The 25,959-nt window shown below is 33.9% G+C and carries 18 protein-coding genes; 5 read left to right on the forward strand and 13 right to left on the reverse strand.

Features of this window, described 5'->3' with window-relative positions; genetic code table 11:
- Positions 1-15: 15 nt before the first annotated feature.
- Positions 16-2,847, reverse strand: coding sequence for a TIM-barrel domain-containing protein (locus HNS38_RS05760; RefSeq protein ID WP_172280489.1), 2,832 nt, complete (start codon positions 2,845-2,847; stop codon positions 16-18).
- Between the two features lie 81 nt (positions 2,848-2,928).
- Here HNS38_RS05760 and HNS38_RS05765 point away from each other — a divergent pair, with 81 nt between their 5' ends.
- Positions 2,929-3,780 (forward strand): sulfite exporter TauE/SafE family protein, encoded by an 852-nt coding sequence (locus HNS38_RS05765; protein WP_172280487.1) that lies wholly within the window; start codon positions 2,929-2,931, stop codon positions 3,778-3,780.
- Here the strand turns inward: HNS38_RS05765 and HNS38_RS05770 are convergent.
- The 4 genes from HNS38_RS05770 to HNS38_RS05785 form a co-directional block, all read right to left on the reverse strand.
- Positions 3,777-4,949: a glycosyltransferase family 1 protein gene (locus HNS38_RS05770; RefSeq protein ID WP_172280485.1), complete on the reverse strand. Its 1,173-nt coding sequence runs from the start codon at positions 4,947-4,949 to the stop codon at positions 3,777-3,779. The genes HNS38_RS05765 and HNS38_RS05770 overlap by 4 nt on opposite strands.
- Before the next feature lie 145 nt (positions 4,950-5,094).
- The gene (gene era / locus HNS38_RS05775; RefSeq protein WP_172280483.1) at positions 5,095-5,991 is read right to left on the reverse strand and encodes a GTPase Era; all 897 of its coding nucleotides are present in this window, start codon (positions 5,989-5,991) and stop codon (positions 5,095-5,097) included.
- Positions 5,991-6,299 (reverse strand): MTH1187 family thiamine-binding protein, encoded by a 309-nt coding sequence (locus tag HNS38_RS05780; protein WP_172280480.1) that lies wholly within the window; start codon positions 6,297-6,299, stop codon positions 5,991-5,993. The genes era and HNS38_RS05780 overlap by 1 nt, the downstream gene beginning before the upstream one ends.
- A 1-nt stretch (position 6,300) precedes the next feature.
- On the reverse strand, positions 6,301-8,346 hold the full coding sequence (locus HNS38_RS05785; protein ID WP_172280478.1) for a histidine kinase: 2,046 nt from the start codon (positions 8,344-8,346) through the stop codon (positions 6,301-6,303).
- 162 nt (positions 8,347-8,508) lie between these two features.
- Here HNS38_RS05785 and fbaA point away from each other — a divergent pair, with 162 nt between their 5' ends.
- Positions 8,509-9,588, forward strand: coding sequence for a class II fructose-bisphosphate aldolase (gene fbaA, locus HNS38_RS05790; RefSeq protein ID WP_172280475.1), 1,080 nt, complete (start codon positions 8,509-8,511; stop codon positions 9,586-9,588).
- A 182-nt stretch (positions 9,589-9,770) separates the two neighbouring features.
- Positions 9,771-10,163 carry a response regulator gene (locus tag HNS38_RS05795; protein WP_172280473.1) on the forward strand — a complete coding sequence of 131 codons (393 nt, stop codon included), beginning with the start codon at positions 9,771-9,773 and terminating at the stop codon, positions 10,161-10,163.
- 73 nt (positions 10,164-10,236) lie between these two features.
- Here HNS38_RS05795 and HNS38_RS05800 read toward each other — a convergent pair whose 3' ends face one another.
- The 3 genes from HNS38_RS05800 to HNS38_RS05810 are packed head-to-tail and all read right to left on the reverse strand — an operon-like array spanning position 10,237 to position 12,362.
- Positions 10,237-11,082, reverse strand: coding sequence for a universal stress protein (locus HNS38_RS05800; protein WP_172280471.1), 846 nt, complete (start codon positions 11,080-11,082; stop codon positions 10,237-10,239).
- A gap of 42 nt (positions 11,083-11,124) precedes the next feature.
- On the reverse strand, positions 11,125-11,526 hold the full coding sequence (locus HNS38_RS05805; protein ID WP_172280469.1) for an SPOR domain-containing protein: 402 nt from the start codon (positions 11,524-11,526) through the stop codon (positions 11,125-11,127).
- On the reverse strand, positions 11,523-12,362 hold the full coding sequence (locus HNS38_RS05810; protein ID WP_172280467.1) for a universal stress protein: 840 nt from the start codon (positions 12,360-12,362) through the stop codon (positions 11,523-11,525). The genes HNS38_RS05805 and HNS38_RS05810 overlap by 4 nt, the downstream gene beginning before the upstream one ends.
- A gap of 282 nt (positions 12,363-12,644) precedes the next feature.
- Here HNS38_RS05810 and HNS38_RS05815 point away from each other — a divergent pair, with 282 nt between their 5' ends.
- Both HNS38_RS05815 and ftcD read left to right on the forward strand, forming a co-directional pair.
- Positions 12,645-13,784 carry a 1-acyl-sn-glycerol-3-phosphate acyltransferase gene (locus tag HNS38_RS05815; RefSeq protein ID WP_172280465.1) on the forward strand — a complete coding sequence of 380 codons (1,140 nt, stop codon included), beginning with the start codon at positions 12,645-12,647 and terminating at the stop codon, positions 13,782-13,784.
- A complete protein-coding gene (gene ftcD / locus HNS38_RS05820) occupies positions 13,781-15,475 on the forward strand; it encodes a glutamate formimidoyltransferase (RefSeq protein WP_172280463.1) in 1,695 nt (564 codons plus the stop codon). The genes HNS38_RS05815 and ftcD overlap by 4 nt, the downstream gene beginning before the upstream one ends.
- Positions 15,476-15,545: 70 nt before the next feature.
- Here the strand turns inward: ftcD and glgP are convergent, their stop codons facing one another.
- The 5 genes from glgP to HNS38_RS05845 all read right to left on the reverse strand — a co-directional run bounded on the left by glgP (position 15,546) and on the right by HNS38_RS05845 (position 25,890).
- Positions 15,546-19,781, reverse strand: coding sequence for an alpha-glucan family phosphorylase (glgP, locus tag HNS38_RS05825; RefSeq protein WP_172346141.1), 4,236 nt, complete (start codon positions 19,779-19,781; stop codon positions 15,546-15,548).
- 109 nt (positions 19,782-19,890) lie between these two features.
- Positions 19,891-21,357 (reverse strand): glycoside hydrolase family 57 protein, encoded by a 1,467-nt coding sequence (locus HNS38_RS05830; protein WP_172280459.1) that lies wholly within the window; start codon positions 21,355-21,357, stop codon positions 19,891-19,893.
- A 20-nt stretch (positions 21,358-21,377) separates the two neighbouring features.
- A complete protein-coding gene (locus HNS38_RS05835; RefSeq protein WP_172280457.1) occupies positions 21,378-22,664 on the reverse strand; it encodes a glycosyltransferase family 4 protein in 1,287 nt (428 codons plus the stop codon).
- A 17-nt stretch (positions 22,665-22,681) separates the two neighbouring features.
- Positions 22,682-24,634, reverse strand: a complete 1,953-nt coding sequence (locus HNS38_RS05840; RefSeq protein WP_172280455.1) for an amylo-alpha-1,6-glucosidase — start codon at positions 24,632-24,634, stop codon at positions 22,682-22,684.
- A 329-nt stretch (positions 24,635-24,963) separates the two neighbouring features.
- Positions 24,964-25,890: a glycosyltransferase family 2 protein gene (locus HNS38_RS05845; protein ID WP_172280453.1), complete on the reverse strand. Its 927-nt coding sequence runs from the start codon at positions 25,888-25,890 to the stop codon at positions 24,964-24,966.
- Between the last annotated feature and the right edge of the window lie 69 nt (positions 25,891-25,959).

Raw genomic sequence — 25,959 nt, forward strand, 5'->3', positions numbered from 1 at the left:
ACGTTCCTAAAATAATTATTTGATAATTTCAATGGAAAAACTATTCTTCTCCCATGGCATATTTATGGAGAGTGTCTTTGTTTTGCTATTATACTTAGCATCTATATTTTTTATGACAGGTTTTTGCAGAACATTATAGACATACTGTTCTTCTCCATCAATCAATAAAGACTCAGGAAAATCAACTAGATCATGAATAATCCAAACAATCCTTCTGCTGCCTTTATGGTATTCAAAATCTGACTCCTCTTTTTCAACTGAAATTTCCAAACTCTCTTCAGTGTTAGTCGACCAGAAATGATTGATTTGATATTGTTGATTCTCTAGGTTCTTTGCATTTTCACCATCATCTTCAAAAAGGTCATATGAAGAGGTTCTCCCTTCCTCAGCAGGATAATAATGCATATAAATTTTTTGATCTGGGTACTTATCAGTTGTTTGATAATCATCGAGCATTGGAATGAAAGAACCAGACTTAACGAAAACTGGAATTTCTGTCATACTAATAGGAAAAGCTTTTAATACTCCACCTTCCATTTTCTCTCCTGTATAAAAGTCAAACCAAATTCCTTCCGGCAAAATGATGTCTTTCTCAGATACTCCTCTATTGACAACAGGTGCAACTATCAGTTGATCACCATAATAGTAGGCCGAAGAATAATCAGTCAATAAAGCATTCTGATCGTGATAATAAAACAAAGGTTTCACAATAGGCTTACCAAATGCCGTATTTTGATAAGATGCATTATAAATATAGGGCATAAGTCGGTAACGAAGCTTAATGGAGGCTCTAACAATTTCTTGAGTTTTATCAGAAAAGAAAATAGGCTCCGAAGGAATTCCAGAACCATGCGGTCTGAATACAGGATTAAATACTCCCATTTGTAACCAACGTGTATATAATTCTTCATCTTTTTCACCTAAGGCAAATCCACCCAAATCACTTGAAATATAACCCAAACCACATAAGCTCATATTCAGCATTAAGGGAAGTTGCGCTTGCAATCCACTCCAACTTCTACTCACATCGCCTGACCATGGAAATATGGAGAAACGCTGACTTCCTGTTGCTCCAGAACGATTCAAATGGAACAACCTTGTTTCGGGGTAATGCTCTTTATATTTATGAAAAACCATTGACTCCCATTCGTGGGCATACATATTATGAACTTCAAAGGCTTTTCCATTAATGTGGAACATATCTTCGGGATGTGTTTCAGGCTCACCTAAATCACCCCACCAACCGGCTATGCCTATCTCTATTTGCTTTTGATACTGCTCCCAAAACCAATCCTTAGTAGTGGATTTGAACATATCCATCAATCCAGCATTTCCAAAATAGAATTCTTTCATCACATAAGTATCGCCATTCTTCTTGGTGGCCAATAATTGACTAGTATCGCAATGAGTAAACCAATAGCTAGTATCTATTACAAATGGCTCTGTAATTAAAATTGTTTTCACCCCTTTCTTTTTAAAATCACTAATCATTTTCTCTGGGTTAGGCCAATTTTTCTCGTACCACTTTAAATTTCCAAGGCCACCTTTTATGCTATCGCCAAACCAATAAAAGTCAATAATAACAGCATCTAAAGGATAATCACTCTCAATCATCTTGTCTACAATCCCTTCCAACTCAGATTGGGTTCTATAAGCCATCCTCGATTGAAGATTACCAAGAGCCCAACGTGGAGGTATGGGTTGACGACCCACTAATTGAGTAAAAGAAGAACTAATTTGGCTATGGGATTTTCCGGCCACGATGAAATATTTCATTTCACCACCTATGGCACCGAATTCTAAAATATCATTTTCTTTTTCACCTATATCTAAATACCCTTTTTGAGGATTATCAACGAAAAGCAAATATTTTCTATTTGAGAGCAATACAGGCAAACCATAATTAAGTTCACGGGCATTGATACCATAATTATAATCTGGTCTGTTGAACAAATCCAGTTTATAACCTCTTCTATTCATAGGAACTGAGCGCTCACCAGCACCATAAATCATTTCATCATATGAAAGTTCAAACCTTACTCCGATGCTATTCTCTTTTTCAAAGAAACCCAATTCCTCTTTCAACAATAATTGATTGGCATAGGAATAACTAATCACTAAGGGCTCCTTCTGAATATTCAAACTCATATCACCATTAGTCCATATAAGATGCTCACCATTCAATCTTAAATCTGGAACATATACATTAGGCTCCATAACAACAGAAATAGAGGTATCCTTTATTTGAACTCCTTCTGGAATAAAAGTAACTTTGATAATATCTTCAGCATAAAATTGGAATTTATAGTCTCCTTCTGAGGTCAATAATAACAAGTAATTGTCTTTTAATTGATGCCCTCTGTAGGTTCTACTTTGATATTTATATGGATCAGTAATAGGAACTTTAGGTTTAAACCCATTTAAGGGGATTAAAAAATCTGAGTCTTTATCAGTTTTTGCAACCAATTCTCCTTTGACATCTCGAAATACTAATGCTAATTGCTGAACTTCGATATCTGGTTCAAGTCCAAATCTCTCCGCCCAATTTATTTGTATTCGATATTTATCTCCGCCCAAACTTTCCATTTTTAGCTCAGGATCTGGCTTGCCCCAATCCCCAATAACAAATTTCCAATCGGAGGCTGATTGAGAAGTAGAGGTGATTAATCCTGCATGAAAAAAAACATCATCCTCATATCCAAACAAGGCTTTATTTCCCTTTCCAGCATCGAATATGATTTCAAATTCCTCATCAAAATTTGGCTGAGGCGGGCTGGTGAGAATTTGGCCTTCTGTTGTAAATACAATTACAAATAGAAGCACAAGAATTGAAAATATGTTTTTCATCTTAGCAAATATTAAACTGATTGGTTCGTAAATGGTTAAGCATCAACAAAAATAATACTTCTGGCAAAATTAAAAAAACAAATGACATCATATGAATATTATTTATATTTGGATATGGAATATTTCATTCTTTTCCTTTCAGGAATCGTTGGGGGATTAATAGCGGGATTATTGGGTTTAGGCGGTGGCATATTTTATATTATGGTCTTGCCATTTGTCATTCAATGGTATGGCATTTCTGCTGAGGACTCCTCTGCTTTTGTTGTGGCTAATTCTCTACTTGGTATCTGTATTGCTTCTGGAAGCTCAATGGTCACGGCATTTAAGAAATTAAAAATATATATTAAGGAAAGCTTAATGATTGGAATTCCAGCAATCATTATTTCTCTTCTCACTACTCATTTTATCGTACATAGCGAATGGTTTTCAAAAGAATTATTCAATGGTTTTGTGGTTTTATTAATGATTTTCATTCTTATTCAAATGATAGTCAAAACAAGAAAAACAACTGAGATATCACAATCTGATTCATTAATTCCATTATTACCAGCAGCTATTGGAGGAAGCATATCTGGCTTAATATCAGCAATAAGTGGGCTTGGAGGAGGAATTATCATTATCCCATTACTCCAAATCAAATTTAAACAAAGCCTAAAAAAGTCAAAACTAATTTCTTTAACTATAATATTTTTGTCTTCGCTCTTATTAAGTATTCAAAACCTGTTATCGGAAACGAATTTAAAATCGGAGGGGCTAAGTCAGATAGGATATATTCTCCCATCAATTGCTATTCCTATTGTTTTTGGGGTGGTGATTGGTGGTCCGCTTGGTATTACATGGAGTAGTAAAATGAAAGACAATACAATAAATAAAATCTTTATTGCATTTGTCACAATTATCCTTATTGAAAAAAGCACATATTTTATTTTTTAAAATGAAAGCTTAGGCTTTTTTCCTTTTTCAACAATCTCTAATTGAAAAACATCTTCATATAATGCTTTTAACATTTTTGCTGACTTAAGCCAACTGTATTTTTCAGCTTGCCTGTATCCAGCCTCTATCAAATTGTCTCTTTCTACTGAATCCACTGAGTATTTCATTATTCCTTCCGCAATTGAGTCGGAGTCAAAAGGATCTACAAAGCAAGCTCCTTCACCTGCTATTTCTGGCATACAAGATATATTAGAAGTAATAACTGGTGTTCCCATCACCATTCCCTCCAAAATGGGAATCCCAAAGGACTCTCGAATACTTGGGTAAATAAAAAGCTGACTATTTTTGTAAATCGATGGAATTTCCCAGTTACTTACATAACCTATAAACTTTAGATAGTCCTTATAATCTGAGTTTGCCGAATTTAAAAACAAAAACAAATCTCCTGGAGAATGATCTGCTAAAACCAATGGTACCTTTTCATCAGAATTGTCTAAATATGTATAATAAGCTTTCAATATATTAGTTAAATTCTTCTTTGGGCTGGTATTTCCCAAACAAAAGAAATATTTATCGGGCAGTTGATATTTTTCCTTTACCGCCTTAAAATTATTTTGCTTGCTACTTTTAAAAGACTCCCCATAACTGTTATAAATGACCCTCAATTTATCTCGTAGTTTAGGGTATTTTTGAACAATAGTACTTCTTTCAGTATTACTAACTGTAATAATTCTTTTTGACTGTTTTAATATTCTAGGGACTACCCATCTTCGGTAAAAATTCCCGATCAATTGATATAAGGTTGATTTATAAGAAATAAATTTAAAGTTCTCAAGATAAATAATATCATGAAGCGTTAGCACTAAAGGAACAGTAATAAACATCGGAGCCGTATTACTGGTGCAATGAAGAATATCAACTTTATGTTTTAGCACGGCTCTGGGCAAAGTAAATTGCTCCCATAGATGATAGGGCCGTTTTTTTAGACGAATAATATGAAAGTTCTTGGTGGGTTCAAACCAAGTGTCATCATCCCCGTCCTTTACAAAAATAAAATACTCATTCGCACTATCCAGAAGCTGAAGAGACTTAATGAGTTCCATTGCAACGATATCCATGCCATGTTTCTCCTTTCGAAATAATCGTTGTCCTTCAATTCCTATTCGCATGTTGTTTTTATTTTATTTATTGTAAATATAATAAAAATATGGCATTATTAATAATGTTATTTACTTAAAATCGCTTAAGCTTTCTACTAATTACAATGATTATTTAATGGATAAAAGAAAAATAACAAAATGGAATTTTTAAGAATTAGCTTAGGTAGCCAAACTTTTTCAACTCGTTTTCATTATCTCGCCAATCTTTCATCACTTTAACATAAAGGTTAAGAAAGATTTTCTTTCCAAAAAAAGCCTCCATGTCTTTTCTAGCTTCTGTACCTACTTTTTTCAGCATCTTTCCCTCATGACCAATTAGAATACCTTTTTGGCTTTGACGAGCAACATATATAACGGTATCTACTTTTATTAAACCTGCACTCTCCACAAAAGCTTCCACTTCTACTTCAGTGGAATAAGGCACCTCCTTTTGATAGTTTAGCAATATTTTCTCTCTAATAATTTCGCTGACAAAAAATCGTTCTGTCTTATCGGACATATCTTCTTTATCAAAATAGGCAGGAGATTCAGGAAGCTTTTCTACTATCACTTCAAGAACTTTTTCAATATTAAATTTCTCTAGGGCTGAAATTGGAATTACAATAGCATTTGGAAATTCGTTTTGCCAATATTGCATGCAATCCATTACAAGTTCTTGATTTGCCAAATCAATTTTATTAACGGCTATAATAAGAGGTTGAGAAGTGGTTTTTAAACGTTTAGTAAAATTCTCATTTTTCAGCTCCGCTTTTCTTTCAACTAAATATAAAAAGATATCTGCATCAATAATTGCAGTATCTACAAAACCCATCATTCCCTCTTGCAATTTATAGCTTGGACTTATTACACCAGGGGTATCGGAATATACTATCTGAAAATCCTCCCCGCTAACGATACCCATTATTCTGTGACGTGTAGTTTGCGCTTTAGAGGTAATAATACTCAATTTCTCTCCTACCAACGCATTCATAAGAGTCGATTTCCCTACATTGGCATTACCAATAATATTAACAAAACCGGCTTTATGTTTCTTATCTTTTGTATCAATCATTATTTGCTTACCTCTCCAATTTTATCTTCTATACTTTTAATTTTCGAATCTATTCTATTTGACTTATTTTTCTGAATATCAAAATTCACCGCACAATATATCCTATCATGTTCTTTTATCATTTCATAAGAATCCTCAATAATTTTTAATGCTTCTGGCATGGTTTCAGTTTCAAAACTGGTTCCCATAGGGTTCAATTTATAAGAAACACCAGATGAATCTATCATTTTAATGATTTGACTCACATATTTACTAACACTTGTTCCGCTATCTGTAGGAAACATGGCAAAATTTACTAAAACTGACATTTTAACTCTTTATTTTAAATTGTATGGCATTATATTCTTGTCCATCCCGTTCTACTTTTGAGCGCACAAAGATAAGCTTAGTATGGAATATATTATTGTATAATGAGATTCTTTCTTTTGTCAACTGCTCACAAATAATCTCTTGTCCTCCATATCTTTTGATATAGCACTTCCCTTCATCAGAGAAACCAAGTCCAATATCAATGATTTCATAAATAATAAAAGAGTTTTCTTTATATATATTAATTTCAATCCTATTGTCTTCATCTGATTGCTGAACACACTCCTCTGCTGCATATTCCAAAAAAGGATAAATCAACATAGGCGGAACTTTCTCTTTAACTAAATCTAAATCAGGATTAATATCAATAATGAACTTCATATCATCACCAAATCGCAACTGCTGTATCTGCATAAACTCCATAACAAAACTTATTTCAGCCTGAAGGGTGATATATTTTTTATGAGTTATGGTGAGTACTTTAGTAATTAAGCTAGAAAACACAGTTAAATAATGAATAGCTGTTTCAATTTGGTTTTGATAAATCAGACTTTGAATGGCTGTTAATGCATTAAACACAAAATGTGAGTTCATCTGTATGAAAATCATTTTTTGTGAGATACCAATTAGCCTTCTTCTACTCTTACTCTTATTGTATAAGAAAAGTAAATAACTAGAGATTACTACTAGAATTAATGAAGCTAGAATAAATTTGATGATGATCATATTCCTATCTTTCAAGCTTTTTTGCAACAAAGTTTCTGCACGTATTTCTTTCTTTTGCTGCATATATTTTTCCAATTCGATATTGGTCTCTAACTGATCTAACTTTTGCTTATTCAACATCAAATAAATACTATCTTCAATCTCAATAATAGCTTCCAAGGCTTGATAAGCCTTATCAAATTCATTTCTTTTTAAAAATATTTCCTGCTTTACCTCAAGTCCACGAGTAATATTTCTTTTTATAGGATAATTAATATAATTTACTGCACCCAACTCTGTATAATAAAGAGCACTGTCATATTGTTGCATCTGAATCAATGTATTTGCCATATTAGTATAGGAACTTGCAACAAGGTAAAGAGAACCCAATCGCTTACGTAAATTCAATGCTCTTCTGTTATAACCTAAGGCATCTTTATAATGTTCCTGCCTCATTGACACTGCGGCCTGAAGCGTTGTCACATGACTTTCAGATATTCTATCATGAGTTTGTCTCAAATTTATTATAGCTTCGTTAAACAATTCGTTTGCTTTATTTAAGTTTTTTTGGTGAAAATAAAAGAGGCCTTGAGCAACTAAAACATGAGCATTTACACCATTATCGTTTATAGTTTTTGCTAAATCTTTTGCCTTAGTTAAATAAATAAGTGCTTTCCCGAAATTATGAGTTTTTATATTTAATCTTGAAATGGATAACCACAAATAGAATTGAGTTTTCGGCTTTCCACAATCATCAATCAATGATAAGATATCGGTCTCATAATTAGTAGCTTTTTCCAAATCCCCATTATCCGTACTGATAACCAATGCTTTATGAAGTAGTTCTAACTGACCATCAATAAATCCACTTTGTTGATAGATTAAGTAAGCTTGCTTTGCATATTCTAGTGCTGCTAAATTCTCATTGTAAACTTTGGAAATAAAATATTTGTCTTTTAATATTTCAGCCTTCACAAAAGGGTGAAGATTCTTAATTGGAATATTAATTAGAACATCATGAATACTATCAGACAAACTCAGATTACCGATATGAAAAGCAGCCCTTCCAGCTCTTGACAATAAAGAGCTATACATTCCAGGTTTATCATAGAATTTAAGCTTATTAATTTCATCCAAACAAAGAGATAAACTTAGGTTGAAATCATTTTGTGCTAAACTATCAGCTTTATCTAACAACTCCTGCTTTTCTTCATCTAATTCAAAAGAATGAATATCTATGAATTGCGAAAAGCTAGGGTAGGGAAATAAAAAACATAGGGCAAACCATAAAATTGATTTCCCCAAATATCTATTATAATTTCTCAATATGATTCGTTTCATGAAGAATATCAAGTTAGTCCTGCTATTTATCGAATATAAAATACAACTCCAGGACTTTTTTTTAATTTATCTCAAAGATAGTCATAATTATATGGTTTGCAAATACCAATATTTGTATCTTTGGATCTTTAAAATGAGAACCAAACATAAAAATTTAGAGATATGTCAGACCAAATTTTAGATCATATGGAACCGGGTGTTATTTTCGGTGAGGATGTCAAAAAATTATTTGAATTAGCAAAAAAGAATCAATTTGCTTTACCAGCTGTAAATGTAGTTGGAACAAGTTCAGTTAACGGTGTTTTAGAGGCTGCAAAAAAAGCAAACTCTCCTGTTATCATCCAATTGAGCAACGGTGGAGCTAGTTTTTACGCAGGTAAAGCTTTATCAAACGATGGCCAACAGGCCGCTATTTCTGGAGCTGTTGCTGCAGCTTATCATGTTCACGAGATGGCTGAACATTATGGAGTTCCCGTTATCCTTCATACAGATCATGCTGCTAAAAAATTATTACCTTGGATTGATGGTTTATTAGATGCAGGCGAAGACTTCTTCGAAATGAATGGGAAGCCTTTATTTAGCTCTCACATGCTTGATTTATCTGAAGAATCTTTGGAAGAAAACATTGCCATTTGTAAAGACTATTTAGCTCGAATGAGTAAAATGGGAATGACTTTAGAAATTGAACTTGGGATCACAGGTGGTGAAGAAGATGGTGTAGACAATACTGATGTAGACACTTCAAAACTCTATACCCAGCCAGAAGAAGTTTCTTATGCCTATGAAGAACTTTTAAAAGTGAGCCCTAATTTCACTATTGCTGCATCTTTTGGAAATGTTCATGGTGTATACAAGCCAGGTAACGTTAAGCTTACTCCGAAAATACTATTAAACTCTCAGAAATTTATAGAAGAGAAATTTAATACTGCTAAACAACCCGTTGATTTCGTTTTCCATGGTGGTTCTGGTTCAAGCCAAGAAGAAATTAGAGAAGCTATATCTTATGGTGTTATCAAAATGAATATTGATACCGATACACAATGGGCATTTTGGGATGGTTTAAGAGCATATGAAGCTAAGCATCATGATTATTTACAAGCTCAAATTGGAAACCCTGATGGTGACGATATTCCTAATAAAAAATATTACGATCCTCGTAAAGTGTTAAGAGCTGCTGAAGAGGCTTTTGTAATTAGACTTCTAAGAGCATTCGATGATTTAAATGCTATGAACAGAAACTAATATGAATTAATGATATATTTAAAAGGAGCTTTTTTAGCTCCTTTTTCTTTTTCTATTCTTAGAAAAGATAAGGCCTATAAATATTTGAATTAATCAAAATCAAGATTGATTGTTTTTTTTATTGACAAATTGAAAAAATATACTTAAATTTGATAGATTAATAGTAGGAAAAGATATTCGATATGACAGATAGCAATATGAATTACGATTGGAAAGGTAAAACGGTTTTAATTGTTGAGGATGTAAATCACAATTATAAGTTTATTGTTCATGCCATAAAAGGTACTCAAGTAAGTATCCTATGGGCTAAAAATGGTAAAGAAGCATATGAAGCATGTAAAACTGATACCCAAATCGATCTTGTGTTGATGGATATCAATATGCCTATCATGAATGGCTATAAATCGATAAGATTGATTAAAAACCTAGGCAAGAATATTCCAATAATTACACAAACTGCCTATGCTTTTGCTGGAGAGAAGGAAAAAAGTTTTGCTGCCGGGAGCGATGACTATATCCTAAAACCAATTAGAACTTCTGAACTTTTAGAAGTGATGGCTAAGCATTTAAAGTAAATAGATACAGATATAACATAAAAGGCTCTTTCAAATATTTGAAAGAGCCTTTTTATTATGCTTTTACTTGTCACTAACGACTCATAGTCATTATAAGTTCTTTAGGTTGAATATTTAAAACTGGAATATGTGATTTCGTTATTAATTGCTCTGCAAATGTACCTTTCCAAAGGTTAGAAGCTGAAGATACCTGTACCGTCATACTTGAAATCAAATCTGCATTAATATCTTCGGAATAATCAATAGTAGTCTGAACAATATCATCTGTTTCAACAGATTTCACAATAAAATTAACCTGCTGTCTTTCTAGATATTCTGCAGCTTGACGAGTATAAGAAATAATATTTTCCTTCACCATTTTCACTTTACTATGATACATAGCTAACATATGTACTTCTGCATTATAAATTTTTGCGAGCCTTACTGTAAAAGGCACCTTTTGACGACTCTCTAAAGTTGCATCTATAGGAACCAAAATGGTTTTTATTTCTGTATTAATATGTGCACCATCCTTAATAGTAACTACTGGAATGGCACTCTTTTCTACAATTTCAAAAGCCAAAGAGCTACTAAATAATTTTATACCTGTATTTCCATGTGTTCCAACAACAATCATCTCCGCTCTACTTTCTACAGCTTGTCTATCTAGTTCTTCAGGAATTTTTCCTTCACGGATCTTATAGCTAAAACGGTTTTTATCCAAAATATCAGAGTACTTTTCAACTAAATTAATGAATCTAGCTTCAACCTCCTCATAAATTTTACTTTTAGGACGCTGAAATATATCTTTAGATTTATCTGGCTTATTCACAAAAACCAACATCACATAGCAATTTACTTTAATTGCCATATTCACTGCAAATTTCATGGCAGCATATGATTGGTTTTGAAAATCTATTCCTACAACAATTGATTTCATAAATGAGGTACTTTGATGATAGCGTAAATATACAATTTTTTTTTATTCGAACAAAGGTGGATTATAGATCTTATCTTTTACTTCAAAAGCAGCAGGATAATCATCAATAATATCCTTCAAGAAACCTTTAGCTTCTATTATAGTTCTAAAATCTCCTACGCGTATTCTATAATAAGGTTCGCTAAAAGAGAGATAATATCTAATTTCTGGATAATTTTCCTGGAACTTCTCCGCTGTTGCCATAGCTAAATCTTTGCTATAATTTCCACTTTCAAAAAATATTTGCACCCGATAACCAGGCACCAAACTATCTAAACTATTAATTCTTTTGTGCAAGATAATCAAGCTATCTAATTTACTGTCCTGCTGAATAAACTGGGTTTGTGCCAATAAATACAGTGGGCAAAAAAACAATATCGAGACTAACAACTTAAATTTTATCATGTATTAAAAATCATTTTATCAGGTTTAACACTTAAAACAGGAATTGGTGATTGATTAATAATCTGTTGTGCTACTCTTCCCATGAGCATATCGGAAGTAGCTTTATTTTGATCTGTCATGATTACCATCAAATCCGCTTTATCATTCTCTGCATACTTAACGAGTGAAGCAGAAATATTATTTGATGTACAATGAATAAATTTGTGATTCACCTCATTTTCAGCCAAATATTTTTGAGTTTCTCTAACAAATTTATCTGTACGCTTACGAATAAAAGCTAAATCACTATTGTAAACCCCCAATATTCTTATTTCAGCATCAAACTCTTTTGCCATATCAACAACCATTGGTACTTTCTTTGTAGTATCCAATGAATCGTCAATAGGTAAAATAATCCTGTTAATATTTCCTCCTAGTCTATAATCGGTTCTTACGCTAATCACTGGGCAAGGGCAATAACTTATTATTTTATAAGCGTTACTTTCAACCCAAAATTCCTCGGCACCATTGATACCATGAGTGCCAATAATAACAATATCGGATTGGTTATGATAAGCAAAAGAAGCTACTTCTTGATAAACCTTACCTCTTTTCTGCTTAAAGTTCACTTTCAGTCCTGGTTGTTTAAGTATAATCTTTTCAACTAAATTTTCAAGTTCTACTTTTGCGTCATAGCGAATCTCATTCCTTTCACCAGGCAATACTTTATCTCTAGAGCTCGGCTCCACCCATAAAAGTGTGATTTCCGAATCCGTATTAACCGCCACATCCACAGCATATTCAAGGGCATTTAAAGCTCCTTGAGAAAAATCCATTCCTACAGCAATTTTTTTCAAATCATTTTGTTTTATTGTGATGCTAAAATAATAATTTTTTTTGCATGCTTTAGGATTAATTATATAATTAATAATATCCAGTATTCATTTGACCATTAAACCAATACATACAAAATACTATTCTCGTATCATTTATTCATTTTTAAATACAACATATATCCAAAACCCCACGCAATTACGTGAATCCCGTATTTATAAAAATTTGTAAAGCATTTATAATTAATCTACAAGCTAAATAAATATGTATTGATATTTTTTACGTAATTTGCAATAAAAATATTTGTGGACATTTTTCAATCAATAAGACCATATAAAGATTCTGAAGTTAATAGTATTTTACAAAAATACTTGGACAACTCAGTTTTTCATAAGCTTGTAAATCATGTTTATCCTAGTTGGGAAGATGATATACTACCAAAGAAATTAAGTAAAATAAAAACTGTTAATGCTTTCAAAGAACAGTTTATTTATCCAGCTACCAAAGCCGGGATAGATAGAAGCATGGATAATTTTACGGTTAGTGGTTACGAAAATATAAAAAGAGACGAGAATTATCTTTTCATTTCGAACCATAGAGACATTGTACTGGATAGTTCCTTACTGTTCTATGTTCTATATCAAAACGAATTTAAAACAGGTGAAACAGCTATTGGGAATAACCTCCTCAGCTCTGAGATAGTAACAGATATTGTTAAACTAAATCAGAATTTCATTGTCAACCGTAATCTTCCAACAAGAGAAATGATCAATAACTCTAAACTATTATCTAAGTATATTGGTCATGTCTTACAAGAAAAAGAACAATCTATCTGTATAAGTCATAGAGAAGGACGAACCAAAGATGGCAATGACAAAACCAATCCTGGTGTCCTTAAAATGATTGCCATGGATGCTGATGCAAATAAAATAGATTATTTGCTAAACTTGAAAATCGTACCTGTAAGTATTTCATATGAATTTGAAAGCTGCGACTTGTTAAAAGCCAACGAATTGGCTGAAATAGAGCTTAATGGTAAATACGAGAAAGATGGCACTGAGGATATGAAAAGCATCATCACTGGAATCACTCAACAAAAAGGAAGAGTTCATTTAGCATTTGGTCAACCTATTAAGAAAGATGATTTAGATTTAAGCTCTGATAAAATACAGAACCATTTTAAAGAATTAGCAGATCATATCGATCTTCAAATACATAAAGATTTTAAATTATTTCCAGGAAACTATATTGCTTATGATTTGGTAAACCAAAGCAATCAGTTTAGCGACAAATACAATGCCTGGGAAGAAGGGAAATTTATGGAGCACATCAATGGAATTTTAAATACCAGAAAAGATAAAGATGGCTTCGATATTTTTAAAAGAATTTTACTCAATATATATGCAAACCCTGTAGTCAACCAAGTTGAAAAAAATATTTTATGAGAAAATTAATTGAATGCGTTCCCAATTTTAGCGAAGGACGTAATATGGACATTATTAAGCAAATTACAGATGCTATTGAAAGCGTTGATGGTGTTAAGCTTTTAGATGTAGATCCAGGTGCAGCTACGAACCGTACGGTGGTTACCATTGTTGGTGAGCCAGAACCAGTTATGGATGCTGCCATCTTAGGAATGAAGAAAGCTAAAGAACTGATTGACATGTCGAAACACCATGGTGCACACCCTCGTTTTGGAGCTACTGATGTATGTCCTTTAGTACCTGTGGCTAACATTACTATGGAAGAAACCGTGGAATATGCACGTCAACTAGCCAAAAGGGCTGGTGAAGAGTTAGATTACCCAATCTATTGTTACGAATTTGCTGCACTGAGCCCAGAAAGAAAAAATTTAGCTCATGTCCGCTCTGGTGAATATGAAGCTTTAGAAAATAAGTTAAAAGAAAAACAATGGAAACCTGATTTTGGTCCGGCTAGATTCTGCCCTAAATCGGGTGCTACAGCTATTAGTGCCAGAAATTTCTTGGTCGCTTTTAACGTAAACCTAAACACCACCTCTACTCGCAGAGCTAATGCTATTGCATTTGATGTTAGAGAAAGAGGTCGCGTTAAAAGAACCGGACACCCTATTACTGGGAAACCGGCTATAGATGAGAATGGTGAACAAATTATGATTCCTGGCTCATTGAAATCTGTAAAAGCCATAGGTTGGTTTATTGAAGAATATGGCATTGCTCAAATTTCTATGAACTTAACTGATATTTCAATTACATCGGTTCACGAAGCTTATGATGAAGTATTCAAAAAATCACTAGAGAGAGGAATTAGAGTTTCAGGTTCTGAATTAGTAGGAGTTATTCCTTTGGATGCCATGCTTAAAGCTGGAAGGTATTTTTTAGCCAAGCAAAATCGTTCATTAGGTGTAAGTCACGAAGAATTGATTAAGGTAGCGGTGAAGTCCATGGGACTAGACGATTTAAAACCATTTGATCCAAGAAAGAATATCATCGAATATCTAATTGAGGATGGTAATGAAAAGAAATTGATCGACATGGATTTAGCAGCATTTGCAGACGAAACAGCGAGCGAGTCTCCTGCTCCAGGTGGTGGTAGTATTTCTGCCTATGTTGGTGCTTTAGGAATTTCATTGGGAACAATGGTGGCTAATCTTTCTGCACACAAACCTGGTGCAAACTGGGAAGATCAGTGGGAGAAGTTTTCTGAGCAAGCCGAGAAAGGTCAGAAATTAAAAGATCAATTGGTTCATTTAGTGGATGAGGATACTAATGCTTTTAACAAAATTATGGATGCCATTAGACTACCAAAAGGAAGCGATACTGAAAAAGCTGCACGCTTACAAGCGATTGAAGAGGCCTCTAAATACGCCATTGAAGTTCCATTTATGGTGATGGAGAAATCATTAGCTAGCATGGACGTAATTAAAGCTATGGCTGAATATGGTAACCCAAATTCTGTTTCAGATGCTGGAGTTGGGGCTCTTTGTGCTCGTACAGCTGTTATGGGAGCCTATTTAAATGTAAAAATTAATGCTGCTGATTTAGAAGACAAAACTTATGTGGATGACATCCTCAATAGAGGTGCTGAAATTGAAAGAAAAGCCAATGAATTAGAGCAAGAAATATTAAAGATCACAAACGAAAAAATTAACAAATAGTTCTTATTTTCAAGAGTAAAAAAAACCGGAATCACAATGTGATTCCGGTTTTTCTATTTTATAGAATAAACTATATCCATTTAATCAATGGGAAAGAGTTAGGATGAACTATCAAATCTGATTTAGGATAAATTCTAAATACATAATCGTGAACTCCAGCCCTATATATTGGAATATTACATTCATAGATATGTAAGTCACCTGATGAGGTCACTGTAAGTTCTTGTTTATGAACAATAGATTTCACTTCATTATCATACTTTTTAGCGAACAAAATCTCTACTCCAATTTCTTCAGGAGCCAATCCATTTAAATCCAATTCAATTTTAGCTTCAAAAGTATCATTGGTATTTAAACTATTTTCCTGATTTGTTTGGGGTAGGGTTTCAGAAACCACTTTAATATTATTCCATTGCGCCAAAATATCGCGTTTCCATGCTGTTACTTTTCCAGCATATTCATAATCATTGGCTCTAACTTTTCCAGCTCTAACAAATAATGAATTATAGAACTTTCTATAATAATCGTCCAACATTCTCTTCATAGTGAAGTTAGGAGCAATTTGAGCAAAAGTATTTTTAATATGCTTTACCCAAGACTCTGAAACTCCAGACTCATCTACTGTATAGTAGGAATTGGTAATATCATTTTCCAGCGTATTATAAATAACTTCGGCATCCAGCATATCCTGTAAACCTTGATTCTCATATGTTCTTTGCTCATCAATGGCCCAACCAGCACCAGGTTTATAACCTTCTGCCCACCAACCATCAAGAACACTAAAATTCATCACTCCGTTCATTATAGCTTTCTCACCGCTAGTTCCAGAAGCTTCTAATGGTCGTGTTGGAGTATTTAACCATACATCTACACCACTAATTAAATGCTTAGCTAAGTGAATATCATAATTCTCAATAAACATCACTTTACCAACAAAATCAGGCATTCTAGATATTTCCACAATTCGCTTAATTAAGTCCTGTCCAGCTTTATCATGTGGATGTGCTTTACCTGCAAAGATAAATTGTACAGGTCTATCAACCTTAGCTAGCAACCTCTTCAACCTGTCGATATTAGAGAACAGTAAATGTGCTCTTTTATATGTAGCAAAACGGCGAGCAAAACCTATAGTTAATGCTTTTTCGTCCATACTTTGCAACACATTAAATATGTGAGCAGGATCTTCTTGACGAGAAGTCATTTCACTAGTCAACCTCTTCTTTAAGTAATCGAACAATCTCTTTTTCTGAATATTATGAAGCTCCCAGATTTTCTTATCTGGCACATCAAAAATCTTTTTCCAAACATCAAAATCATCTTGCTTACTTAAGAAGTCCTTCCCGAAAATTTCATAATGAAAATCTTGCCACTCTTTAGCAGCCCATGTTGGATAATGAACTCCATTGGTTACATAATTTATATGCAATTCATCGGGATAATAACCAGGATAAAGCCCTTTGAACATATCTTGAGATACTTTACCATGAATCTGACTCACACCATTCATTTCCTGTGAAAGCTTAGCTGCCAAAACACTCATAGAGAACTTCTGATTCCCTTGGTTTTCTACCCAACGACCTAGGTTCATAAAACGCTCCCAACTAATATGTAAACGATGAGGATAATGAGGGATATATCTTCTCATTAATTCTTCGTCAAAGCTATCGTGACCAGCAGGAACAGGTGTATGCGTAGTAAATAGAGTTGTTGAACGAACTACCTCAACCGCATCATCGAAGTTGAGTTTATAAACGTTCATCAAATTATTCAAGCGTTCAATGCTATTAAAAGCAGCGTGCCCTTCATTAGCATGAAATATTGAAGGCTTAACACCAATTGTATTTAGTAGCCTGATTCCTCCAACTCCTAATAACAACTCCTGCTTTAATCGATTTTCCCAATCACCACCATATAACTTATGTGTAACCTCTCTATCTTGATGTTGATTTTCTTCAATATCTGTATCCATTAAATACAATGGGATTCTTCCTACATCAACACGCCATATTTTTGCAGTCATATTTCTACCAGGCAAAGAGATAGAAACTTTTTGCCAATCGCCATTTGCATCACGGACAGGGCGAATTGGAAGATGAGAGAATTTCTGTGGATAATACTTGTCTATTTGGACTCCAAAACCTGAAATTTGCTGCTTGAAATAACCATAACGATAGAGCAATCCAATACCCACCATACTCACATTACTATCACTAGCTTGTTTTAAATAATCACCTGCCAATATACCAAGACCTCCACTAAATATCTTCAAAGTATCATCAATACCAAACTCCATACTGAAGTATGCTGTCAGATCTTCTTTGTTTTGAGTAGGCTCAGCCATGTATGTATTGAATTTATCAATAACTGAATGATAGGCAACCATAAATTGAGGATCTTTCACTAATTTTTGAAGACGATCAGAGGAGATTTCCTCCAATAAAGAAATTGGGTTTTGCTCCATTTGATTCCATAATTCAGGGTCAATTGAACAGAATAGTTCACGAGCATCAATATTCCAAGTCCACCACATATTTTTGGCAAGAACATCTAATCCTTTAATTTCTTTTGGTAATACAGGCTTTATTAAAACCTTTTTCCAATCTGGCTTCTGTTGGATAGTCAAATTGTTTGTCTTCTTTAAGATTGTTTTAATCACTGGGCTCATCTCATCAGAACTTGTAGAAACCTTTGCAAAAGCAAATTCGTAAGCTTCAAAATAATATTTTACAAGATTCTCCCATTGTGCTGTCTTACTAATCTTTTTAGCTTCTTTTGATGATTTATCTTTATCAGTTGCAGATGCATGAGACATTTTCAGTATCAAATCCATCAATTGAGCTTCAACCTCATCACTATTCTCGTCATTTCTTTCTAAAACAGTAATTCCATTTGCTGATGGTTTAGATTCCTTTTGTACCCATTTGCCAAAACCAGCCAAATCAGTAGTAACGGTAGGAATTGCAAAAGCCAAACTTTCAAGAGGGGTGTAGCCCCATGGTTCGTAATACGAAGGGAAGATACTCAAATCACACCCCATAAGAAGATCATAATAATCCATATTAAATACCCCATCATCCCCTCTTAGATAAGCAGGAACAAAAACTACGGTTAATCCACTGCCCCCAAGATTATTTAAACCATGCTGATTACAAAATTCTATAATTGGATCTTGATCATAATCTATCAGATTATGTGTCAACCTAGCATCTGTAATTTCTGTAGTCTTTCCTTCTAATCTTTTCACAAGGTTTACATCAGGACCAAAGTGAGCCGTTGGAACGGTAATGAATGCCAAAACATTTTTTCCTTGTTCTATTTGAGGTTTTAGCGTTTTGAGTGTCTCTAAATAAATATCAAGCCCTTTATTTCTATATTCATATCTACCACTTGTAATAGTGATAAATGTATCATCTTTTAAATCCTTTCCACTGAGAGCCGCTGCAACAGAAATCATTTTTTTTCTGGCTTTTTCTCTTATGGTATGATAAGACTTTCCTTTCGGAACCAAAGTGTCGTCGAATCCATTTGGAGTAATGATATCTGGTTTTTTTCCAATAAAAACTTCACACTCGCGAGAAGTAACATCACTTACGGTTGTAAATACATGTGCATGTTCAGCTGCTTTTTTTTCTAAAGAATATTTGGATCGCAAATTAAATTCTGTAGAAACTACTTCGGGATTATAGGCTTCCATATCGTCGTAAAGATTCAATCCATTACCTGCAATGGAACGACCTAAAACAGTAGCATGTGTTGTGAATGCCCTTGCAATCTGTGGTGCATTAGATTCAAGGTATAGAACTCCAGCACCTGTCATCCATTCATGGAAGTGAGCGGCAACTCGAGATCCAAAGTTCAGGAAATAACTATAATAGGATTCTATAACTTTACCAGCTGCATAGCCAAACAAAGCAGGTTCTACATAATCCCATTGCCCACTTAAACTATCTAGCTGGTAGCGCTCCCATAGCTCTGCTAATATCTCGTTCTTCTTAGGGAATAAAGCTGTAAAATCGATAAGGATTGCTATGGGAGAACCTTCAATCTTCCACCTACCAATTCTTATAATAACACCTTCCATAGCCATTTGGTCTTTCCAATCGGCCATTAGGTTTTTATCTTCAATAAATTCAGTATTCCCCTGTGTATCCTTATTCAACTCGGGTCCGATAAACATATACTTATCGCCATATTCAGGTTGAATGCTTTTCAATTTGGTAGCAATAACAGTATGGATTCCTCCAACTTTATTACACACTTCCCACGATACTTCAAAAATATAATCTGGTTTAACTTTTGTTTGCATTTCTTATCATTTTAAAATAAGTGAAGGTTTGTTAGTGAATGAAAATGAAAAATCATGACATACAATAACAAACCCAAATACTATAATCATTTATCATTAAATCAGCTGCTTATAAAAAGCGCTGAATTAATTTCTTGGTTTTATCTAATTGATCTTTAGAGAAGGATTTTACATCCTCTAAATCGGCTAAAGCTTTTTGTTTTCTTTTGCCTAAATACTTCTCTATTTTCTCGTTTAGGTCATTACTCACAATTGCTCGTACTTTGGCTAAATCTTCTACATCTATTTCAGCTAAAAACTTCTTTAATTGAGCGGCAGTCATTTTTTGCAATTCAGAGAAATCAATGCTTAGTTTACCCTCCTCTAATTGAACAACATCTCCCTTTTGCTCCACCATTTCGTTTACCCGGATTTGGAAATCTGAAAGCACATTCATATAATTGATGAAGGCTTCATAGGGTGATGGATATGGATTAAAATATTCATGAACATCGCTATCAGCAAACCATTTGGTACACATATAATAAAAATGATCTGAGGCTTGTAGTTTCAACCAATCGGTTTGTAATTTTGGGTCTGTGGCCCCTTTCATTTTATCTGCCAGAGCATAAAGTTTATCGAAAGCTTCATCTTGCATTTCATTACCTAACCAAGCTGTAACATCACGCTCTTCATCTGCCCAAGAAATAGGGTAAGGCACGTGCAACTCAGATACGACTTTTGCTTCTTTTGCAATTTCCGAAGGTGTTTTAAAATCAAATTCACCATCCTCAATAATCTTAGTTGGTAAGATTCTCATAAACTCAAATATTCCACTCTCAGCCCATTGATGCTCACCAAAAGTTTCATAATCCATAAATAGATTGACCACTTGCTCGTCCTTCTCTACTTGCTTCAACCAATGCAAATATTTATCAGTAGTTAATGGCCATTCAGACCATGATTGAGAAGAGAAACGGAAAGCTACATCATCACTCAAACGAAAGTTCTTTAATAATAACTTCAAGTTTTTATGCTCTGGGTGATGGTAAAGATAATTTGGGCTTTTCCAACCTAAAACATGTTTAGCTCCTTCTGTTAACATAGTCTCGAAGCCAAGTTCAGCTACTTTAGTTCCAACCTCGTCAGAATAAATAAGCTCCGTATTTCGAAAAGTCACAGGCTCTATTCCAAATAACTCTTTAATCTTGCTTTTATGCATTTCAACCTGACGCTTGAATTCAACATCATTTTTCAAAGATACTAATGAATGGGCATAGGTTTCCGCCAAAAACTCGACCTGACCAGTAGCTGCTAATTTCTTAAAACTCTCTAATACTTCTGGAGTATATTGCTCAAACTGATCTAAAGCTAATCCTGAAATCGAAAAACTAACTTTAAAGTCTTCGCCGTGTTTCCCGATTAAATCGAGCAACAAATTATTCATGGGTAAATAACTCTTTTGAGCTACTCTTTCTACAATAGATTTATTTAGGTATTCATCATCATAATAATGGTCGTTTCCCATGTTAAAAAAACGATAATCCTTTATGCGATAAGGCTGATGTACCTGAAAATAAAAACAAATGGAGCGCATATATATTTTTTTTAAGATTTCTAATTTGATATTACCTTTTGGTATAATTCTTTGATTTTTTCTGCAGCATGTTCCCACTTCAGATTCTCTACTTCTTCTTTTCCTTCTACTTTAAACATATTGGATAAAGACTCGTAGTGTAATAATCCATAGATAGCATCTGCCATTCCATCCACATCCCAAAAATCAACTTTCAAGGCATGCTTTAGAACTTCTGCTACACCAGATTGTTTACTTATCACAACTGGAACATTACTTCTCATGGCTTCTAGTGGAACCAAACCAAAGGGTTCCGATACTGAAGGCATTACGAAAACATCACTTAACAAAAACATTTTGTCTACATCCTCCCCTTTTAGGAAGCCTGTAAAATGAAAACGATCTGCAATTTTCAATTGCGCTACCCGACGAATCAATTGATTCATCATATCGCCATTTCCTGCCATTACAAAACGGACATTATTATCTTTCTCCAAGATTTTTTTAGCCGCTTCCACAAAATACTCTGGCCCTTTTTGGAATGTTAATCTCCCCAAAAAGGTAACGACTTTTTCTTTTACTGCTTTTTTCACTTTTAAATCAGCTTGTTCAACTGGTTCAATAGCATTATGCACAGTGATAACTTTTGCAGGATCTATACCATATTTATTTATCACAGTCTTTCTAGTAAGGTTACTCACAGGAATAACCAAATCTGCTTTTTCCATTCCCATTTTCTCCAAATCGAAAACATTGGAATTCACACGTCCTTCACCACTTCTATCATACTCTGTGGCATGCATATGAACTACTAGAGGCTTTCCTGTTAATTCTTTGGCTGCAACACCAGCGGAATAGGTCAACCAATCGTGTGCATGGATAACGTCAAAATCGAATTGTTTGGCAATGCTGGCTCCAACTAAAGCATATCGAGCTACCTCTTCCATTAGGTTTGAACCATATTTACCCGAGAAGTCATATTTTTCGCCTAATACTAAATGTTCTTTCTCTTTAAGAAGTTTTCCTTCCTCTTGATGAAGATTTTCAAACTCTAAAGGGTCAATATAAGGCATAATACTGCTTCCTACTTCTAGATAAGTCATTCTATGATAAAACTCTTGAATTTCTTTGCTCTTATAATTTACTGGAATTTCGCTGGCATTTACAATTCTAGCAGCCCTCTGATCCTCATCGCCATAAGCTTTGGGAACCACGAAAATGATATCCACATTATGTTTTACTAATCCTTTAGTAAGACCATAAGATGCAGTACCTAATCCGCCAGTGATATGAGGAGGAAACTCCCAACCAAACATCAATACTTTCATTCGTTTTGCGTTTTTTATTAATCTTTTTCTGTTTTCTCTATCAACCAAATGATTCTTCTCATCTCGGCCACACTCCAAGCTTGTGAAATAGCTCCTTTACCATGGTGAGGAGGGTCTCCATTATACAGCTCAGAGATAGTACCTAAACCATGAAGTTTCATTTCCTCCTCGAAGCCTTTCACTAAGTTCTTAATCTCTGCCAATCCTGATTTACCATGAAGTTTCAAATAAGCTTCGGCATAAGCTCCTAAAAGCCATGGCCATGCTGTACCTTGATGATAAGCAGAATCTCTCGCTTCAATATTACCCTCATACACCGATTTATAATAGGCATTTTTAGGTGATAGAGTTCTAATTCCTCTTGGGGTTAATAATTCTTTTCTTACTATATCTAGAATTTTTTTCTTTTGCTCGTTATTAAGTGGAGAATAGGGTAAAGATGCAGCAAATAACATATTGGGTCTAACATCCCAATTACAATGGTCTTTGGCAACATAATCACAAATTAATGCTTTTTCTGGATGTGTAAATTTCTCTAAAAAAGCCGAATCTATAGTTCTTTGAACGGGGTTCCATCCTATCACAAATTGAACGTCCTTGTTTTTCGTGGCTAAATTCATAACGAAAGCTACAGCATTATACCAAAGTGCATTTACCTCTACAGCGAATCCAGGCCGCTGTGTTACTGGTTTTCCATGAAGTACAGCATCCATCCAAGTTAATGGAGTATTCTCTTTTTCAGCATAAACCAAACCTTTCTCATCTACATATAGACCTAATTCTTCAATGCCATTACGATAGCGGTTTAGGATATCTTTCATCAATTTACCATGCTTCTTCCAAACCCATTCTTCGTCACCAGTAAATTCAATATACTGTTGCAAGGATCGGAAAAACCATAGTGAAGTATCTGATGACAAAAAGTTTTTATCCTTTCCTGTTCCCTTATTGGGAAACAGGTTATCTTCCATTTCTTTAATTAGAGTATCGAGGACCGATTTGTATAGCGCAACATCACCTTGTATAAGTGTAATACCAGCCAAACTAATTAAAGTATCCCTTCCCCATCTACCAAACCAAGGTAATCCAGATGCTAATTCTGTATTCCTACCTTTTTTAATCACAAACTGCTGTGCAGCATTGGCTAAGTTATGCTCAAAACTATCTCTGGGAATCCTTTTAGAAATCTCATTATTAAAACTTCTTAGGAAGGTACCAGGGTTACCTTCTTCAATAGCAGCTTGAAAAATAACAGACTCACCTTTCTTAATAGTGAATTCAAAATGACCTGAAACCAGCAAATCTTCATTCGCTTCATATCCTCGGCTAGCTTCTTTCATATACTCTATGTCTTTATGCCAAACAGGATCATGCTTATATTTCACCTTTTTACTAAACTGCATATAAAGTGGAGTGAAACCAGGATAAAGATTCATCATTACACCATTCTTGGCTGGATTGCAATCGGTATTTGCATGAGAATTCTCTTTGGTTAACTCATGTATACTTCTGAAAGCTAAAAATGGACGAACTTTTAAAGTAGTTGGAGAATGGGCATCTTCCAAAGTATATCTGATAAAGATACGTGCCAATGATTCACTGAAGATTCTTTCCACTGATAATAAAACTCCGCCAACTCTGTAAGTTAGTTTTGGAATAGGATCAGATTGAAAACTTCTAATATACTTATGGCCTTTAGGTGAATATCCACCTCCTTTATATTTGTGGATTCCTAAATTGAATTCAGCATCTCGTTGCATCACAGTTACATCAGCATTTGCCAACAAAACATGATTTATTCCGCCAAAATTTTCTTGAGGAACCACTAATAATCCATGGTATTTTCTAGTATTACAGCCTATAATAGTAGAACTAGCATATGAACCTCCTCTATTGGTTCTCATCAACTCTAACTTTAAGGCATACTCTAAATTGGTCAATTGACCTTTATCTATTTCTATATAACTCATATGTATTTAATGAAGTTATTATTTGGTTCTAAAATCATTTACATGTTCATTTATCACAATACGTATTGGACTTATTTATCCTCAGTAAATAACGCAACAAAGATATTCCAATTTCTATCAATGAACAAGGAAAATTAAGAGGTCTTAACAATTCTTTAATTTGCAAATAACGACATATGCATACCACTGAATATCAAAATCTTAAAACAGGAACGAAAACATAATATTACTATTTCACATTCACAATCTAATCATATCTTATGAACATCATTATAAAATATGAAAAATGAGGATTCGAAATGCGTAAATACATTTTCAAAACAAAATATTTAGAGATATGGATTATCATGAATCTCAACATTGAATGCATTTTTTACATTCCAAAACAAACCATCTACATAAGCCCAAAACATTTTAAGGTTACCCCTTAAAAGAAATGATATTGCATTCTTTCCAATAGCCACAAAAATTTGATAAATCATACTAATGACAAAATCTTTTCCATGAATATTTCTTCTCATATAAACCAACCTATTTCTAGTGAGGTAATATACTTTTAACACACTTATCTTACCGGTAGTTACAGACTCTTTATGAAATACTTTAGAATTATGAACATAGCCAATTTTATAACCATGATTTCGAATACGATTACACCAATCTGCTTCCTCATAATACAAGAAAAATTCATAACTCATCATCCCCACATGCTTCACTACTTCCATGGGTACCATCATAGCAGCTCCATGAGCATAAGCCGTTTCATAATCTTCATCGTATTGCCCATTGTCTATTTCACCTTTTCCAATGGTTTTATTTCTTACAGTCTTGGTATCAATATTTGTAAAACCGGCATATTGAATGGTATTGATGGTATGATAGTACATGATTTTAGGGCTAATAGCTCCATAATCTGGATTTTTTTGGAACTTCAACACTAAAGGCTCTAAAAAATCTTCAGGAACGATTACGTCATTATTCAATAATAAAATATAATCACCTCGAGCTCTCATGATACCCAAATTATTACCCCCAGCAAAACCATAATTGATGACACTTTCAATCAGAATAACTGAAGGATATTTCTCCTTAATAAGCTGAGGATTATCATTTGGGGAGGCGTTATCTACTACAATAATCTCAATGTTTGAATAGCTGATTTTAGAAATTGATTCCAGCAACTCTAATGTAGTTTCAGAATGATTATAATTCACTGTAATAATTGAAACCAAGGGGTAATAATCTAATTTTGTCATTGTTGTGTCTTAATCCTTGCACAAATTTAATTTTTTTTATTATCTTTATAATAGAAATTAATTATTAAA

It is taken from the genome of Lentimicrobium sp. L6, assembly GCF_013166655.1.
Taxonomy (GTDB): Bacteria; Bacteroidota; Bacteroidia; order Bacteroidales; family UBA12170; genus UBA12170.